Source organism: Mesorhizobium sp. WSM1497 (genome assembly GCF_001672455.2).
GTDB classification, from domain to species: Bacteria; Pseudomonadota; Alphaproteobacteria; order Rhizobiales; family Rhizobiaceae; genus Mesorhizobium; species Mesorhizobium ciceri.
Genome location: NZ_CP021071.1, coordinates 220,878 through 237,648, shown reverse-complemented (window position 1 = coordinate 237,648; position 16,771 = coordinate 220,878). Strand labels below are relative to the sequence as shown.

Genomic DNA, 16,771 nt, shown 5'->3' with positions numbered 1-16,771 from the left:
GCCCGTCCTTAGGGACGGGCCTTTTTCTGCGGGCCATTCCCTTGCGAGCCATGTTGCTAAGCGCTCCCGTCGGTCTCGCTTTCCTCGTCAATCATCCGGACTGGTAGATAAGCATTCGTTTCCAGCCACTCACGCAAGACGATCTGAATGAGCTCCGACCGGCCGATTTTCATTTCAGCGGCAATGGAGTTCAGTGCGTCCTGTGTTGCTGGCTCTAGCGGGAGGCCGGCGACGTTCCGGAGCATCAACGCAGCGCGCCGAAGCATGATCGGAAGATCCGCTCGCGACATGTCGGCGATGCTATCGGCGGCGTTCTCCAGTTCTTTGGCGAAGGATGATAGGGGCATGGCTCTCATCCTAAAGACAACAGCGGAATAATACACAGCAATTCAATTGAACAACGGGTGTATCGGGGAACGCCGCAAAATTATCTTGGTTGGATTGGCAGCAGGGATCACGGTTCACCTGGGCGGGCATCAATGGATGAGACGGTGATCCGAATATGCAGGCGGAACCTGTCGAAGAACAGCATGACCGCGAAGCCGTGGACCTCAGCTCTGTCATTGAACGCGTAACTGCGAGGGTTATCCACAGGTCACCAAGATTGGTAAAACGCTCCGAGCTTCGTTAAGGTTTCGTTAACACTCTGAGAGCATCGTTCGCGTGGGTTCTGAACCCCTAATCGCCTACGAAGCCCGCTGCCTAACCCCAAGCCCCCCGCCCAGGCAGCGGGCTTACTTTTCCAAAGAGAGCCACGTTGGCAGACAGCGCTCACCGGTTCAATTGAGCCTGAAAGCGTGTACGAACGGCGAACAAAGACCGCTTTGGGTCCGATTCGGCGGAGCCGTTCGCCAAAGGCTTGGCGGAACTGCAAGAGCTTAGCAGCCGGCATCGCTGCCCAATCATGTGCGCGGAAGCCGTCTGGTGGCGGTGCCACCGCCGCATTATTTCCGACTACCTGCTCGGAGAAGGCGAACGCGTCATGCATACTCTTGGGGCCGGTCATGCCGAGGAGGCCAGCCTGACGCCAGGCGCTGTGTGCGCGATGATGGAACGATCGTTTATCCCGGGAGCATCTCCTCGGGACGCAAGCATGGATCATTGCAAGATCGCGGCCATGGCGATCGCCAGGCGTTGAAAAGCCTTCCACGCCAGGCACAGGGTCTGGCGGAACAAGCTGTGACCTCGAAGGTTGGGTCACGCAGACAGCTTCTAAGGCACGCGAATGGCGTTGGACAGAGACGGGGCGAAACTAGCGGCCGGATTGTCCGTCGCTGCATTAGCGGCACTAGCGGGATACAACGCCATCCGCGCCAAACGTGCGATCGCCAGCCTGACATGCGGACGTATGATGGCAATTGATGGTCTGCGCCTGCATTTTATCGAAGCCGGAACCGGCATGCCGCTGCTTCTCCTGCATGGCAATGGATCCATGGCGGAGGATTTCAAGTCGAGCGGCGTCTTCGATGAGGCGGCAAAGACCTACCGGGTGCTCGCATTTGACCGTCCCGGCTTTGGGCGAAGCTCACGTTCGCGCACCCGGCGCTGGTCCGCTTGCGACCAAGCCGACCTCATACATGCCGCCGCCGGCAGATTGGGTATTAAGAAATATCTCGTCCTTGGACATTCCTGGGGAGCCTGGATCGCCCTCGAGTTGGCGCGCAGGCATTCTTCATCGGTCGCCGGCATTGTGCTTGTCTCAGGCTATTACTATCCGCCACCGCGGCTGGATCTTGCACTGGCCGCACTCCCGGCATTGCCGGTGATCGGAACGGGGTTTCGCCACACCTTGTTGCCGCTGCTTGTGAGGCTTGCCTGGCCTTGGGCAATGGAAAAGATATTTCGACCCGCTATGATCGCCAGCGACTTCGCCGCATCCGCCAAGGATGCCGCCAGCCGCCCTTCCCAACTGCGGGCGGTTTGTTCGGAGTCAGCATCTATGCTGGCCGCGGCCCTGTCGAAGAAGGCCAGCTATAAGGACATTTCCGTACCGACCGGCATCCTGGCGGGATCTGGAGACCGGTTGTTCGATGCGGAACGGGATGCACGGCGCCTGCATGCCGAAGTTGGTGGGTCTCTCCTCGAGGTGATTCCGGGCGCTGGCCATATGGTTCATCAGAGCGCCCCGCAGGCAGTAGTCGGTATGGTGCACACGATTTCAGCACGGCACGCCCTTTCCCAATCGAACCGTCGGCAGCGAGGTAAGCTGCGTGCCGACGAGTTCAAGCCAGGTCCGGCTCCGCAAATGTCCAGGCGGGCGACAAGTGACGCCGCTTGCACGAGATCGTCGTTCAAACGAGCTTTTCAAATGAGCGACCAACGTCCAGCCAACATGCATTCGGTGCTCCACCAGAACATAGAGGCACTGGTCGAGCACAGGCGACAACAGGAGGAGCACCAAAGCGTTCAGGTGCGGATTGCCGGCGCTATTTCGCGCTTCGCGGGGAGCATGACTTTCGTCTATCTGCATCTCGCAATCCTCGTCGCCTGGATCCTTGCAAACCTAGGCGCGATACCAGCCATCCCAGCTTGGGACCCAACTTTCGTGATCCTGGCCATGGTCGCTTCCGTCGAGGCAATCTTCCTGTCTACCTTCGTGCTGATCAATCAGAACAGAATGGCCGAACACAGCGAGCGCCGAGCGGAACTGGATTTGCAGATCAGCCTCCTTAACGAACATGAAACCACGCGGCTGATCGAGATGGTGGCTGCCTTGGCGGCGCGTCTGAATGTCTCCACCCCGGCCGACAAAGAGCTGCGGCAACTGGCAGAGAATGTCGATCCCCGAAAGGTGATGACCCAAATCCAGCAGGCTTCTGAAGATCAGCAGAAAGCTTGATCAAAGCGACCGCGCCGGCAAGCCGCCGCAGCGTACCAACCCGACACGAGCTTACAGCGAGAAACCATTCGCGCGGCTGCTGTAGGCCTGCAATCGTCCTCATCGTCTGGGCACTTGGCTGTCGAAGCACCAAGCCCGTCTTGGCGTTGTCCAAGGCGACCTCAGGACGTCAATCGATCGCGGCAGCGTATCAGCGGCGATAGCGAGGTACACTGGGGAGCCGAAGGTGTTCCCAACAGCATAATATGATCACCAAGCCCTTCTTTCTGCCGCAGATCATAACGGCCGTACCTCAACTCTTAAATGCTCAGCAAGGTCCAGAAACTCACATCCAGGATTCGGATATTGGCCCGAGCTGCTGACTGGATCGCAGCCGGCAAGTCTTACATGCCGTATCCTGCGCCGTGCTTCTGGCTCTTAGCCAATTATTTTCGCCTCACCAAAACTCCCGGAACATTCTGTCCATCCTGCGTTGGGCCGCGCCGGACAATCCCTCTTGCACAATCGCCTGTTGCCCGGCATCGGAAGCTGGATCCCCACAGCTTCAGCCCGCCTCGGCTCCCCACCCGAGGCGGGCGGCGCGGAGTTGATGCAATGCATAGAGACGCCTTCACCCCATCAGAGCTGGCCGTACTGAGCCGCGTCTTGGCGCGCAGCAACCCCAAAAAACGAGACCGAAACCGAGAGAGAACGGAGTGCATCGCGCATCCTGGCTTACTACCAAGCTGGGATAACGGACGAGGACGAACTCGAACAGCTTTCTCGACAATCCCTCGCGTGGTTATCGTCATTTCGGCAATTCAGCATGTGCACATACTAACTCCGGCGGACGGGCCACCGCGCGGCATGGCCCGACGCACCAGAGCGTTCTGCCGGCGTCGAGCGTGATTCAAGGTGACAGAATCACAGCCGCCAGTTCTTAGGGCAGCTAGGAAGCAATGCATCAACGCCGCACCGGCTGCCCCGTCCTGGAACACTTTAATGCGCGCCGCCAGGAACGGGGTCGCTGTGCTGACGTTCTTCTGGGGACAAGGTGAGATTTCAGTGAACAGGCATATTTCGCGGACGGATGTCGAACAAATCGATCACCCGGATGACAGCGGGTTTACGATAGAGCACGGCGTCCCGCCATCTTCAGCTATCGCGGCAGCGCTGGCCGGTGGGCTGGAGGCCAGCCGGCACAAGCACATTATCCATATAACTGCCTCGGAACGCAGCGCCGACGAGATCGTCGGGGCTTTGCGTCAGTTCCTGCCGCACGCGGAGATCATCTTGCTGCCGTCCTGGGATTGCCTGCCTTACGACAGGGTGTGGCCCACACGCGCCAATATGGGGCGGAGGCTTCGTGCGTTGTGTCACATGGCAACGAAGCCCGATCGTGCGCGCATCGGTGTAATGTCGATCGAAGCCAGTCTGCAGCGGGTGCCGCCCGCCCAGGTCATTGCTGGCGGTTTCGCAATTCTGGAGGTGGGACAAAAGTTCGACCGGGATGATTTCAGAACAAGGTCCGAAGCTTTTGGCTATCTCGTCGACGAGAGGGTCGACGAACCGGGTGAAATAGCTTTTCGGGGCGATCTCATGGACATCTTCCCCGCTGGCGCGGAGGACCCCGTTCGCGTCGTCCTTGGCCCAGACAGCTGCATTCGAGAGCTCAAGACCTACGATCCGATCAGTCAGCTCAGCGACCAGGTTCGAGACTCGATTGCTGTCGGACCGGCATCCGAGCTGATGTTTAAAGCTCGTGATCATCCTGAGCTGACAGCGATGCGCGCGACGTCGATGGAAGAGCGCCTGGTCGCATTATATGGCGCGATGCCATCTGTCTTCGACAGTGCGTCGAGCGCCTCGATCTCCTTCCTTGAAGGGATCGACGGGCAGCCGCTCGACAAAATTCTGGACCTGATCGAGGATGCACGCCGTGCCAGGCAGGAGGCTGCCGGGCGCGAGAAACCTTTGCCGGAACAATTCTATCTGTCGCGTGAAGAGTGGGATGCTTCCGTGCGCAACCGCTCCACGAGACTTGCCGTTTCTGCCGAGCGAGTTCCCAAATTCTTTCGCCAGGCCCGGCCCGGGTACGAAATCGCTGAATTCGTGACAAGGCAGACAAGCGCCGGGGCCAGGGTGGTGTTGACCGGCGATGCCTCTGAACTGCAGCGAGCAGATCGCCTGCTCAATAGAAAGCTAGGCCGGAGGGCTGAGGAAGCGGTCGACTTACCGCAAATACTTTCGGCCGCGAGAGGCTCTCTTCTCAAGGCTGGCTTCGTCCTCGATGAAGGGTTTGTCGACGCGCAATCCGGTATCGCGATGGTCGCCGCAGCCGACCTGTTTGGCCCTGCGTTGAAGGCGGATGCCGGCATGGCCGCAAGCATACTCGAACCCGAGTTGCGCATCGGCGACGTCGTCGTCCATGAAGACCATGGCCTGGGCGTGCTCGCGGCGGTCGAACAGGTCGACTTGGCTGGTCAGCACCAGGATGTTGTCAGGCTGGAATATCATGGCGGGGCTTCCTTGCTGGTTCCGGTCGACGACTTTGGGAAAATATGGCGCTACGGCTCGGAACCGGAGGCAGTGTCGCTCGATCGCCTCAACGGCGAGGGCTGGCCCAAGCGACGCGAGGCTGCGTTGCGCGAGATCGACAGGCTGGCCAAGCGCCTGGTGGGCCTTGCCGAGATGAGGTCCAGCCAGCCCGCCGAGATCATCAAGCCCTCCCGCGCGGACTTGGCCCGTTTTGCGGCGAAATTTCCCTATACCGAGACTCCTGACCAGGCCGCCGCCATCCGCGCTGTGCTCGACGACCTTTCCTCGGGGAGAACAATGAACCGGCTCGTCTGCGGTGATGTTGGCTTCGGCAAGACAGAGGTGGCTTTGCGTGCTTGCGCCGCCGCCGCCCTCTGCGGGAAACAGGTTGCGGTCATAGCGCCGACAACCGTGTTGGCACGACAGCACTATGAGACGTTCAGCCGCCGTTTCGCAGGAACGGGCCTGCAGGTCGCCCACCTGTCAAGGATGGTCGGGGCAGCAAAGGCAAAAGCGGCAAAGGAGGGCCTGCGGAGCGGCCAGGTTGCGATCGTCGTGGGTACTCAGGCCTTGGCGTCCAGGAGCGTCACATTCGCCAATCTTGGACTGCTGGTGATTGACGAGGAGCACCGGTTCGGCGTCAAGTTGAAGCTGGCCCTGCGGAAGATGGCGCCCTGCCTTCACACGCTGAGCATGAGCGCCACGCCGATACCGCGGACGCTGCAATCGGCGCTGTCGGGCATCCAGGATGTCAGCGTTCTAAACTCTCCGCCCGCCAAAAGACGTCCCGTCCGCACGATACTGGCGGCGTTCGATCCAGCATCGGTGCGCGCGGCCCTCTTGCGTGAATTTCACAGGGGTGGACAGAGTTTCGTCGTGGTTCCTCGCATCGAGGACATTGGCCCGGTCTCTGACCAACTGAACAGGCTGGTGCCGGAACTCGGCGTCATGACGGCGCACGGTGAAATGAAAGGGAGGCAGCTGGACGAAGTCATGGTCGGATTCGCTGACGGTGATGGCGACATTTTGTTGAGCACCGACATCATCGAGAGTGGGCTCGATGTGCCTCGAGCCAACACCATCATTGTCTGGCGCCCGGACCGGTTCGGTCTGGCGCAGTTGCACCAGCTACGGGGTCGGGTCGGTAGAGGAGCGATGCAAGCGGCTGCGTTTCTTCTGACGGAACCTGGCGTTGAGCTGGCCGACGGCACCAGGGCCCGGCTTTCGACAATGCTTGCGCTCGATCGGCTTGGCTCCGGCCTGGCAATCAGTCAAAGGGACCTCGACCTGCGCGGCGCCGGCGATCTGTTCGGCGAAGATCAGGCTGGGCATATGAAACTGATCGGAGTGGGCCTCTACGAGCACTTGCTGGAGCGGGCGGTCTCGGCGGCTGGAGAAGGGGCCGACCCCAACAGGCAACTTGCCAACATCAACGTGCCTGCAAAAGGGGCTTTTCCCGAAAGCTATGTAAACGAGCCTACTGTCCGTGTTGGCCTCTATGCGCGGCTCTCTCGTATTCGTTCTGACTTGGACCTTGATGCATTCAGCGAGGAGCTCGAGGACCGCTTTGGCGACATGCCTGGCGAAGTGACCGTTCTGCTGGAACTTACCAGGTTGCGGATAGCAGCGTCGGAACTGGGTGTCGGCAAAGTTGATGTTGGGCCCGAAGCCGTCGCGATCACCTTGCGCAACAAGCCTCTGGCGTCACGATGGCGGGACAGGAAGGTGTTGGGCCTGGAGTACCGAAACGGCCGCGTGATTTTCAGGCGGATCGAGCCCCGCGTCTCAGACATCGATGCCGTCCGCTTGGCGCTAGATGCCATACGTGCAGTTCAGCCAAAGCACGAGGTCTGACGAGCCTTTTATCTCCACCGCGGCGGTACAATGTACCAGCTTCATATTCACCTCAGCCAAGACTAGCAGGGCGAGGTTTAAGGCATCGTTCCGGCTTGATGGGCCGTCATGGCGGCCATGTTCTCGTTCAGGTGGGCCATGATCCAAACCGAGCCCAGGACCACCAGCGCAACGATCAGCACGCCGAAGGCCAAGGCCAGGATGTTGTTGGTGTTGTCCGGCCCGGTGGTCAGGTGCAGAAAAAAGACTAGATGCACACCCATCTGCGCAACAGCGAGCACCACCAGGGCCGAAATCACCGCCGGCTGGTAAATCAGATCGGTTTGAGCCGCCAGGAATGACGCGATCGTGAGCAGGATGGCCAGGCCGTAGCCGATCACATAGCCCAACAGCCCTCCAGCCACTTCGTGCTCGGTTATACGTTCCTCGCCCGGTGCGGAATCGCGGCGGTCCTGCATCTCGCCGGGCCTGCTCTCGGTGTCGGTCATGGCGATGCTCCCAACAGATAGACCAGGGTGAAGATGGCGACCCAGATGATGTCGAGTGCGTGCCAGAAAAGCCCGAAGCAGTGGAGCCGCCGCAAAATATCCGACCGAAAACCCTTGACCCATAGCTGCGCCATCATTGTGCCCAGCCAGAGCAGCCCCAGCCCGACATGGGTGCCGTGGCAGCCAACGAGCGCAAAGAAGGCTGATAGAAATGCGCTGCGCGAAGGCCCCGCCTGCTCGCCGATCATCGCGGCGAATTCCTGTACCTCCAGAAACAGGAAGGCTGCCCCGAGCAATCCGGTGACGAGCAGCCAGGCCTGCGTGGCAGCCATCGATCTGCGATGGGTCGCGAGTGTCGCCAGGCCACCGGTGAAGCTCGACGTGAGCAGAAGGCCCGTCTGCACCGCAACGCGGGTGGGCTCGAACAAATCCTTGCCGGTCGGTCCGCCGGCGGTCGCCTTGGCAAGCACGGCATACGCCGCGAAGAAGGCCGAGAATATGATGATGTCGGACAGCAGAAAGATCCAGAAGCCATATGCCACGGTGACGAATTTCGAGGCCGGGCCGCCTTCTCCGTGGCCGGTCGCGGAGCGCACGCCATGTCGGCCGCCCTGACCAAGCCGATAGGGGTCTCGGGCCTGGGTGCCCGCGCCGAAGTCGCCGGGTAACGCGTGATCGCTCATGCCGGCCGCTCCCAGCGCCGCAGCCGGGCTGACTGTGCGGCCTTGTGGTCATCGTCGATGCGCGCGACCTTTTCGGCGGGAATCTCATAATCCCCATGATCGCGCCAGGCGAAGACGACGAAGGTCGCGTAGGCGCCGATGAAGCCGACGATCGCCAGCCACCATATGTGCCAGATCAGCGCGAACCCGATCAGCGTGCTGAAGAAGGCGGTGACGAAGCCTGTCGGGCTGTTGCGCGGCATCTCGATAGGCTCGTATCCTTCCTCCGCACCGGGCCTCTTCTCCTCCCTTGCCCGTTGCTTGATGCGCCAGTAGGGCTCTTCATCCTCGACGAAAGGCAGCCGCGCGTAGTTGAAAACGGGGGGAGGGGAAGACGTCGACCATTCCAGTGAACGCCCGTCCCATGGGTCGCCTGTCTCATCGCGAAGCTTGTCGCGATGTCGGATCGAAACGGCGAGTTGCATGATCTGCAGTGCGGCGCCGGCGATCATCACCAGCACGCCGAACGCGGCCACCACCAGCCATGGCGCCCAAAGATCCATGTCGATATGCTGCAGGCGCCGCGTCATGCCGAGCAGACCGACGATATAGAGCGGCACGAAGACCAGCATGTAGCCGGCCAAGGTGACCCAGAATGCGGCCTTGCCCCAGCCTTCGTGCAAGCGGAATCCGAACGCCTTGGGAAACCAGTAGGTGAAGCCGGCGAACGCGCCGAACAGCACGCCCGAAATGATGACGTTGTGGAAATGCGCGACGAGGAAAAGGGAGTTGTGCAGCACGAAGTCGGCCGGTGGAACGGCAAGCAGAACGCCGGTCATGCCGCCGACGGTGAAGGTGGTCACGAAGCCCAGCGCCCAAAGCATCGGCGTGTCGAAGCGGGTGCGCCCGCCATACATGGTGAAGAGCCAGTTGTAGATCTTCACCCCGGTGCCGACGGCGATGACCGACGTGGCGATGCCGAAGGCGGCGTTGACGTCTGCTCCGGCGCCCATGGTGAAGAAATGATGCAGCCAGACCATGAACGAGACGATGCAGATGAACATCGTGGCCGCGACCATCGAACGGTATCCGAACAGCGGCTTTGACGAGAATGTCGAGAAGACCTCGGAGAAGATGCCGAAGGCGGGAAGCACCAGAATGTAGACCTCGGGATGGCCCCAGGCCCAGATCAGGTTGACGAACATCATCTGATTTCCGCCGGCTTCGTTGGTGAAGAAATGGAAGCCGAGATAGCGGTCCAGCGTCAGCATCGCCAGCGTGGCGGTGAGGATCGGGAAGGCTGCGACGATGAGCAGGTTGGACGCGAGCGAGGTCCAGCAGAACATCGGCATTCGCAGGTAGCCCATACCAGGCGCACGCATCTTGAGGATGGTCGTCACCAGGTTGACGCCGGTAAGCAGCGTGCCGACGCCGGAGATCTGGATCGACCACAGATAGTAATCGACACCGACGCCCGGCGAGTAGGTGGTCTCCGACAAGGGGGCATAGGGCAGCCAGCCGGTGCGCGCGAACTCACCGATGACAAGCGAGATGTTGACCAGCAGGGCTCCGGAAGCCGTCAGCCAGAAGCTGACGGAATTGAGTGTCGGAAAGGCTACATCGCGTATGCCAAGCTGCAGCGGTACGGCGAAATTCATCAGGCCGATCATGAAAGGCATCGCCGCGAAGAAGATCATAATCGTGCCGTGCGCGGAGAAGATCTGGTCGTAATGCTCCGGCGGCAGGTAGCCCGGCCCGTGGATCGCCAGCACCTGTTGCGTGCGCATCATGATGGCATCGATGAAGCCACGCAGAAGCATGAGCATCGCCAGCACAATGTACATCACGCCGATGCGCTTGTGGTCGACCGAGCTTATCCACTCGTTCCACAGATAGGGCCAGTAGCCCTTCACCGTTATCCATCCAAGCACGGCGACCGCTGCCAGAAAGACGCCGAGAGCCGCGACGAGCGGGATGGGTTGATCGAAGGGAATGGCCGACGAGTCGAGCTTGCCCAGCATCGTCATTCCGCCCCTTCTGCCTGTGGATGATGCCCCGTCGGCGGCGCCGCCGCGGGCAATGCCTTTGGGCTCACCTGTGGCTCGCCGCCGGCGGCACTTTCGGCCGGCCCCGGACCCGGGGGCAATATCTGCTGAGCGACGGCATCGAACAGCCCGGGCTGAACATGGCCGAACGTGGACGGCGGCACGTTGGTGCTTTGCCGGGCGAGCTCGCGATAGGCATTCGCGTTGAGCACGCCACCGCCGCCGCGCAGCGACGACGTCCAGCGGGTGAAGGCATCGGCTGAAACCGCGCTCACGCTGAAGTTCATGTCCGAGAAGCCGTCGCCGCTGAAGTGCGCCGACTGGCCGAAAAAGCTGCCCTCGCGGTCGGCCTGCAGATGCAACTCGGTCTGCATGCCGTTCATGACGTAGACCATGCTGCCAAGCTGGGGCACGAAGAACGTGTTCATCACGCTGGCCGAGGTCAGCTTGAAATGAACTGGAACGCCGGCGGGGATGACCAATTGATTGACAGCGCCCACGCCCTGCTCGGGATAGAGGAACAGCCATTTCCAGTCGAGCGCCACCACCTGGATGTCGAGCGGCGGCTGCGCGGAAGGGATCGGTTTGCGCGGATCGAGCTGGTACGATCCGTAATAGATCAGCCCGCCAAGGAAAAGGATGGTGAGCGTGGGGATCGACCAGACGATCAACTCGATGCGCCCCGAATAGGTGAACTCCGGGTCATAGCGCGCGTCGCTGTTCGAGGCGCGGAATTTCCATGCGAAGGCCAAGAGCGCAACAAGCGTCGGAACAACGATCACCAGCATCACCGCCAGTGAGTTCAAGAGGATCGTGCGGTTGCCCGAGCCAATGGGTCCTTGCGGGTCGAGCACACCCCCCGCGCAACCGGGCAAGAATGCGATTGCCGGGATCCAGAGCAGTTGCCGCCCCGGCTTGGGGCTGGATGGCAACAACACTTGCTCGGCCACCAATCCTGGAGAGGACGCGTTCTTGGGGCACGCGCTCTTGGCACTTCTCATCTGAAGCCTTCCTCTGAACCAACTTCAAGGCGCGTGGCCGGGGTGCCGCCCTCCGCCGGACGAAGGACCTAACTGGCGCTTCCTAGGTTTGTTCCTCCTCGCTGGCTCGTGCACAGACTCCATTCGGCGGCACGGCGATGGAGCACAGCTAAGTCGATCACCCCATCAAGCTGGTGGAGCCGGGACGGGGCTGGCCGCAAGTCGCCCAAGCGTGCGACGCCTAACTGGCACCTCCCGGGATTGTTCCGCTTGTCAGTGTTTGGGCGACATGGGCGCGACCCGAGGGGGAACTCTACCTGCTCGAGAGATGGAGTTGTCCAACGTGACCATATTCACAACGACGGCGGCTCGGTTACCTCAGCTATTTGCAGCCATCGCTGGCTCGCGTACGAATTTTGATTTCGGCGGGACGGCGAACACCGTGAAGCGCTCAGCCAGACTGTCAAGAGCTTTACGCATGCCCACTCCAGCGGCAGCCGCACCGTGTCCAGTGATGACCATCTGAGGGTTCAGGGCAGCCAGACGCTTCACAGATCTTTCCGCCGCATCCCAGTCCGGCGTGAAGTAGCGCGGCGGACCGTGCATCTCGAGATCCTGGACGGCGACCTCATAGACCGACTCCTGACCGGTGGTGATGAAAGCGTCCCCTACGATCAGCGAGCGGTCTTCCTCGCGCCAGAGCGAAATGTGACCAGGGGCGTGCCCGGGTGTGTGCAGCCATTGCCATCCGGGCATTCCGGGGACCGATCCGTCGGAGGGCAAGAGTTCCAATCGGTTGCCAAGATCGATCGGCCCGCGTGGAAAGAGCGGCGAAAGCAGCGCCATCAGTCCGCCCCCGACCCAGGGATCCGGTGCCGGATAACATTCAGTTCCGTCCAAATAGGGCCGCTCGAGTCGATGCGCGAAGACGGGCACCTCCCACCTATTCGCGAGGTCCAGAACCGTTCCCACATGGTCAAAATGGCCGTGTGTCAGGATAACCGCGGCAGGCCGTGCGTTGGTGCCAAACCGCTTTTCCGCGACCGCAAGAATACTGCTTCTCGACGTCGGCAACCCCGTATCTATTAGCACCCAGTTCCGATCTCCGCTGCGCGGTGCGCCGAAGAACACGACATTGACGATTGCCAGCCGCAAATAACCCAGGTCCGGTGCGATGCTCCAGGCACCGTCGCCATGATCTTCGCGCCTGGCGTGGTCGATCTCGGAAAGTCGAATCTGAACGGTCATGATCCCGTGCCTCGGTTGTTGCTGCGCAGCCGCTCGAGTTCATCGGCGGCGGTGGTACATGCCCCGAACTTGGGCACGGCCCCCTTGTTCCTTCCTTGATCCTCGTTCGCCACCCGGATTGCAGACAGCGCGACTAACCCGACGTTATTTATTAACTGGTTACGAGGCGGTTCGCCCAAATTGAGTCAAGAAGCTAGGCCACCCATTCGCTGGCTGCATTTATCTTACACCCCTTGGCAGCTTTGCTGCCCAATCTTGGTCATTGAGAGATTAGCAGCCGCTTCCAAAAAGCATACATCACAGGGACTGCGTCGTAGCTCTGATGTGCCTCAGAGCGCTTCTTTTAAGCAAACAGAAGCTGCTGTTCGTGAGCTAATACCGAGATCTCCTGGGTCGCCAGCTTTCTTAGCGGCGAAACGGTAAAATGGTTAGCTCCGTTTGTCGGGCTGGCCAGCCCGATTGAAGCGGAGCACGATCATGCCCTTCAAAGCACGTGGAAGGATGCCAGGGGCCTAGGTGGACGGGGTCCCCCTGTCAGACTTTCCGGCTGGCCAGCAGCCTTGTAAGCCAGTCCGGATCCATTTCCGGTACGGACGACAAAAGCCGTTCGGTGTAAGCGGCATGGGGAGGTGTGAGAACTTGGCTCTTCAGTCCCTGTTCAACGACTTTGCCCTGGTGCATGACAACGATTTGGTCGGCTATCGCCCTTACGGTAGCAATGTCGTGGGTAATGAAGATGTAGCTCATTTCGAGTTCACGCTGCAGGCGCATGAGAAGCTTGAGGATTTCCTCTTGGACGATCTGGTCGAGCGCGGACGTGATCTCGTCACAGATGATAAGCTCTGGATCGGCTGCCAACGCCCGGGCAATGCAGACGCGTTGCTTTTGGCCGCCCGATAGCTCGCCAGGCAGGCGTTCCAGAAAATCCTCGCTCATCTCGACCATGTGCATAAGTTCGCAGATCCGGCGATCCTTCTGCGCGCCCTTTAGGCCGAGGTAGAATTCGAGCGGCCGAGCTATGATTTCTTCGACCGTCTGGCGCGGATTCAGGGCGTTGTCGGGCATTTGGTAAATCATCTGCATGCGGCGCAGGACCTCCTTCGGCCGCGTCTTCAGGCTCGTGGAAAGGGGCTGCCCGGCAAAAGAAATCAAACCTGAAATTGGCGGCAAGAGACCGGTGACGACTCGCGCGAGCGTCGATTTGCCCGAACCGGATTCGCCGACCACAGCCACGGTTCTTCCGCGCGGAACCTTGATGGAGACATCCTGGAGCACCTTGACCTTTCCTGCATAGGCCGCGGTAACGTTGTCTATCGTCAGCAGATAGTCATCGGCTGGAACTTCGGGCTTGTCGAGCTTGCGTACGGCCCAGAGCGTTTTGGTATATTCTTGGCTGGGCGAGGCCAGCATCTGGCGTGTATCAGCCTCCTCCACGGTGCGTCCGTGGCGCAGAACCATGATACGATCCGCCATTTGCGCCACCACCGCCAGGTCATGCGTCACGTAGATTGCAGCGGTGCTGAATTCCTCCACGATGTTGCGAATGGAAGCTAGAACTTCAACCTGCGTGGTCACGTCGAGCGCGGTTGTTGGCTCGTCGAATATTATGAGGTCCGGACGACAAGCCATTGCCATCGCTGTCATTGCCCGTTGCAACTGCCCGCCGGAGACCTGATGAGGATAGCGAAAGCCTATGGTCTCCGGTTCTGGGAGTTGAAGGCGTCGATAAAGATCGACGGCGCTCCGGTTCGCCTCTTCCCGGCCGGCAATTCCATGCGCCACCGCTGTTTCGACGGTTTGTTCCAAGAGCCGATGTGCCGGATTGAAAGAGGCAGCCGCGCTTTGTGCGACATAGGCAATGCGGGAGCCCCTGAGGCGACGGCGCCCTTTTTCATTGACTGCCAGAAGATCAATCCCGTCGAACAGGACCGAGCCTTGCATGATCCGGCAGCCCGGCTTGGCATAACCCATTGCGGCAAGGCCAATGGTGGACTTGCCGGCGCCTGATTCGCCGATCAGGCCAAGAACCTCGCCCCGCTTCAGCGTCAGATCGATCCCGCGGACAATCGGATGCCAGCGCTCGTCCGAGAACCCCTCCACATGCAGATTGCGGATTTGAAGTAGATCCTTGCCTTTTTCGCGTGAGCCTGGACCGCTACTTTTCATCCCGCAACCCGCTTGTTGCGTGCAGGAACCAGTCCACAACGAAATTCACGGACACGGTAAGGAGAGCAATCGCGCCGGCCGGAAGTAGCGGGGTGACGTCGCCGTAGGTGATCAGGGTCGCGTTCTCGCGCACCATTGATCCCCAATCGGCCGTCGGCGGCTGAATACCGACGCCGAGAAACGACAGCGCCGCGACTGTCAGGAACACGAAGCAGAATCGCAAGCCGAACTCGGCGACCAGTGGCGGCATGACATTGGGAAGGATTTCCTTGGCGATGATCCATTTTGGTCCCTCACCGCGTAATCTTGCCACCTCGACATATTCCATCACCGCCACGTTAAGCCCGACGGCGCGAGAAAGCCGAAAGACCCGGGTGGAATCGAGAAGCGCAATGATGACAATCAGGCTCGTGATCGAAGAGCCGAAGATCGTCAGCAGCACCAGCGCGAAGATCAGACTCGGGATTGACATCAGCACGTCCACCGCACGTGACAAGATCTGGTCGAGCCACCCCCTGTACAATGCGGCAAGAAGGCCGAGCGAGACGCCGACCGCGAAGGACAGCAACGTGGTCGCGACCGCTATAGCGATGGTGTTGCGCGCACCGTAGATCAAGCGGGTGAGCATGTCGCGGCCGAGCTGATCGGTTCCCAGTTTGAACTCCTGGCTCCACGGCGCGAAGGCTTCGCTGAAAACCTGCGTCTCGCCATATGGGGCTATCCAGTGCGCGAAGACCGCAACAAAGACGTAGCCGAGGATCACGACGATGCCGAACCACGCGCTGAACGGTGCCTTCTTCAGCGCAGTTTTCGCCCGGGTGGCACGCGAGCGCCTCAGCCTCTGAAGCTCCGCGACAGTTTCGGATCTGGTCATCGTGGGTGCAAGAGCCTGGGATTGGTGGCGATGGAAATAATGTCGGCTAGCAGGTTGAGAAGGATATAAGTTGCGGCGAAAATCAGGGCGCAGGCCTGGACAACCGGAACATCCCTGGATTTTACCGCGTCAACCATCAGCTGGCCGATGCCGGGGTAAACGAACACGACCTCGACCACGACCACTCCGACGATGAGATACGCCAGATTGAACGCGACCACAGTGACGATCGGAGCCCAGGCATTGGGCAGGGCATGCCTCAGCACGATCACCATCGGGGACATTCCCTTGAGGCGCGCCATATCGATGTAGGGGCTTGACAGCATGTTGATGATGGCCGCTCGGGTCATGCGCATCATGTGGGCCACGATTACAAGCGTAAGGGTGATTGCCGGCAGGGCGACTTTCCAGAGATGCTCCCAAAATGGCGTCTGATCGTTCACATTCGACAATGTCGGAAATTTGGGAACCGCATTGAGCGCCCAGTTCAGCGAGACAGTGAGCCAATGAGGCAGCGTTTGAGCGAAATCGGATCCGATGAACGTGTCGCGCGAGATCACCAGGTAGGCGAGCATATAAGCGACGAAAAATTCCGGGAATGAAATGGTTGTCAGTGTCGCGACATTCACCAGCCGGTCGAACCAGCCGTTGCGGTACAGCGCAGCCAGAATGCCAAGCCCCAAGGCCAGGGGAACGGCTATCAGCGCCGTCACCGCTGCAAGGAACATCGTGTTGTAGAGGCGGGGTGCGATGATCTCGGCCACGGTACGCCGATATCCGGTGCGGCTCGCAAACGAAGAGCCGAAATCGCCATGGAGCATCTGGGCGACCCAAGCGAAGTAGCGCTCGACAGGCGGACGATCGATGCCGATCTCCCGCTGGAACGCGGCGACCGTTTCGGGCGTCGCCGACTGCCCGAGCGTGGCCTTGGCGAAGTCGCCTGGGAGCATCGCGATCGCAGAGAAGATGATGATGGACACGATGAACAAAGTGACCAGACCGAGGCCAAGGCGCTGCAGGACCGTTCTTGCGACGGGGTTCATGTGCGTGGCGTTTCCCTTTGGGCGGCAACCCTGCACTCGGAGCCAGCTGACCGGA

General features: G+C 60.4%; 12 protein-coding genes. 3 read left to right on the top strand and 9 right to left on the bottom strand.

Annotated features, from left to right (window positions below; translation table 11 throughout):
* Nucleotides 1–56: 56 nt before the first annotated feature.
* A complete protein-coding gene (locus A9K65_RS33525; protein WP_063170623.1) occupies nucleotides 57–347 on the bottom strand; it encodes a hypothetical protein in 291 nt (96 codons plus the stop codon).
* Nucleotides 348–859: 512 nt separating this feature from the next.
* On the opposite strand from A9K65_RS33525, the gene A9K65_RS33515 reads away from it, so the two are divergent.
* The 3 genes from A9K65_RS33515 (at nucleotide 860) to A9K65_RS33495 (ending at nucleotide 7,210) form a co-directional block, all read left to right on the top strand.
* Nucleotides 860–1,138, top strand: a complete 279-nt coding sequence (locus tag A9K65_RS33515) for a DUF488 domain-containing protein (RefSeq protein ID WP_082826764.1) — start codon at nucleotides 860–862, stop codon at nucleotides 1,136–1,138.
* Nucleotides 1,139–1,264: 126 nt separating this feature from the next.
* Complete coding sequence (locus tag A9K65_RS36365) at nucleotides 1,265–2,839, top strand: alpha/beta fold hydrolase (protein ID WP_245322242.1); 1,575 nt, start codon at nucleotides 1,265–1,267, stop codon at nucleotides 2,837–2,839.
* 981 nt (nucleotides 2,840–3,820) lie between these two features.
* A complete protein-coding gene (locus tag A9K65_RS33495) occupies nucleotides 3,821–7,210 on the top strand; it encodes a DEAD/DEAH box helicase (RefSeq protein WP_064994883.1) in 3,390 nt (1,129 codons plus the stop codon).
* 77 nt (nucleotides 7,211–7,287) lie between these two features.
* On the opposite strand, the gene cyoD is transcribed toward A9K65_RS33495, so the two are convergent.
* The 8 genes from cyoD to A9K65_RS33455 all read right to left on the bottom strand — a co-directional run bounded on the left by cyoD (nucleotide 7,288) and on the right by A9K65_RS33455 (nucleotide 16,716).
* A complete protein-coding gene (gene cyoD / locus A9K65_RS33490; protein ID WP_013525252.1) occupies nucleotides 7,288–7,698 on the bottom strand; it encodes a cytochrome o ubiquinol oxidase subunit IV in 411 nt (136 codons plus the stop codon).
* Nucleotides 7,695–8,381 (bottom strand): cytochrome (ubi)quinol oxidase subunit III, encoded by a 687-nt coding sequence (locus A9K65_RS33485; RefSeq protein WP_082826763.1) that lies wholly within the window; start codon nucleotides 8,379–8,381, stop codon nucleotides 7,695–7,697. Before A9K65_RS33485 ends, cyoD begins: the two co-directional genes overlap by 4 nt.
* Complete coding sequence (gene cyoB / locus A9K65_RS33480) at nucleotides 8,378–10,381, bottom strand: cytochrome o ubiquinol oxidase subunit I (protein WP_064994886.1); 2,004 nt, start codon at nucleotides 10,379–10,381, stop codon at nucleotides 8,378–8,380. The genes A9K65_RS33485 and cyoB overlap by 4 nt, the downstream gene beginning before the upstream one ends.
* 2 nt (nucleotides 10,382–10,383) lie before the next feature.
* Nucleotides 10,384–11,406, bottom strand: a complete 1,023-nt coding sequence (gene cyoA / locus A9K65_RS33475) for a ubiquinol oxidase subunit II (RefSeq protein ID WP_064994882.1) — start codon at nucleotides 11,404–11,406, stop codon at nucleotides 10,384–10,386.
* A 357-nt stretch (nucleotides 11,407–11,763) separates the two neighbouring features.
* On the bottom strand, nucleotides 11,764–12,633 hold the full coding sequence (locus A9K65_RS33470; protein WP_064994881.1) for an MBL fold metallo-hydrolase: 870 nt from the start codon (nucleotides 12,631–12,633) through the stop codon (nucleotides 11,764–11,766).
* A 534-nt stretch (nucleotides 12,634–13,167) separates the two neighbouring features.
* A complete protein-coding gene (locus tag A9K65_RS33465; RefSeq protein ID WP_064994880.1) occupies nucleotides 13,168–14,799 on the bottom strand; it encodes an ABC transporter ATP-binding protein in 1,632 nt (543 codons plus the stop codon).
* Nucleotides 14,789–15,673: an ABC transporter permease gene (locus A9K65_RS33460; protein WP_064994879.1), complete on the bottom strand. Its 885-nt coding sequence runs from the start codon at nucleotides 15,671–15,673 to the stop codon at nucleotides 14,789–14,791. Before A9K65_RS33460 ends, A9K65_RS33465 begins: the two co-directional genes overlap by 11 nt.
* On the bottom strand, nucleotides 15,670–16,716 hold the full coding sequence (locus A9K65_RS33455) for an ABC transporter permease (protein ID WP_063173936.1): 1,047 nt from the start codon (nucleotides 16,714–16,716) through the stop codon (nucleotides 15,670–15,672). Before A9K65_RS33455 ends, A9K65_RS33460 begins: the two co-directional genes overlap by 4 nt.
* Nucleotides 16,717–16,771: the final 55 nt, after the last annotated feature.

Coding starts and splice junctions, on each gene's coding strand:
- A9K65_RS33525 (WP_063170623.1), bottom strand. CDS start 347: ATGCCCCTATCATCCTTCGCCAAAGAACTGGAGAACGCCGCCGATAGC.
- A9K65_RS33495 (WP_064994883.1), top strand. CDS start 3,821: ATGCGCGCCGCCAGGAACGGGGTCGCTGTGCTGACGTTCTTCTGGGGA.
- cyoD (WP_013525252.1), bottom strand. CDS start 7,698: ATGACCGACACCGAGAGCAGGCCCGGCGAGATGCAGGACCGCCGCGAT.
- A9K65_RS33485 (WP_082826763.1), bottom strand. CDS start 8,381: ATGAGCGATCACGCGTTACCCGGCGACTTCGGCGCGGGCACCCAGGCC.
- cyoB (WP_064994886.1), bottom strand. CDS start 10,381: ATGCTGGGCAAGCTCGACTCGTCGGCCATTCCCTTCGATCAACCCATC.
- cyoA (WP_064994882.1), bottom strand. CDS start 11,406: ATGAGAAGTGCCAAGAGCGCGTGCCCCAAGAACGCGTCCTCTCCAGGA.
- A9K65_RS33470 (WP_064994881.1), bottom strand. CDS start 12,633: ATGACCGTTCAGATTCGACTTTCCGAGATCGACCACGCCAGGCGCGAA.
- A9K65_RS33465 (WP_064994880.1), bottom strand. CDS start 14,799: ATGAAAAGTAGCGGTCCAGGCTCACGCGAAAAAGGCAAGGATCTACTT.
- A9K65_RS33460 (WP_064994879.1), bottom strand. CDS start 15,673: ATGACCAGATCCGAAACTGTCGCGGAGCTTCAGAGGCTGAGGCGCTCG.
- A9K65_RS33455 (WP_063173936.1), bottom strand. CDS start 16,716: ATGAACCCCGTCGCAAGAACGGTCCTGCAGCGCCTTGGCCTCGGTCTG.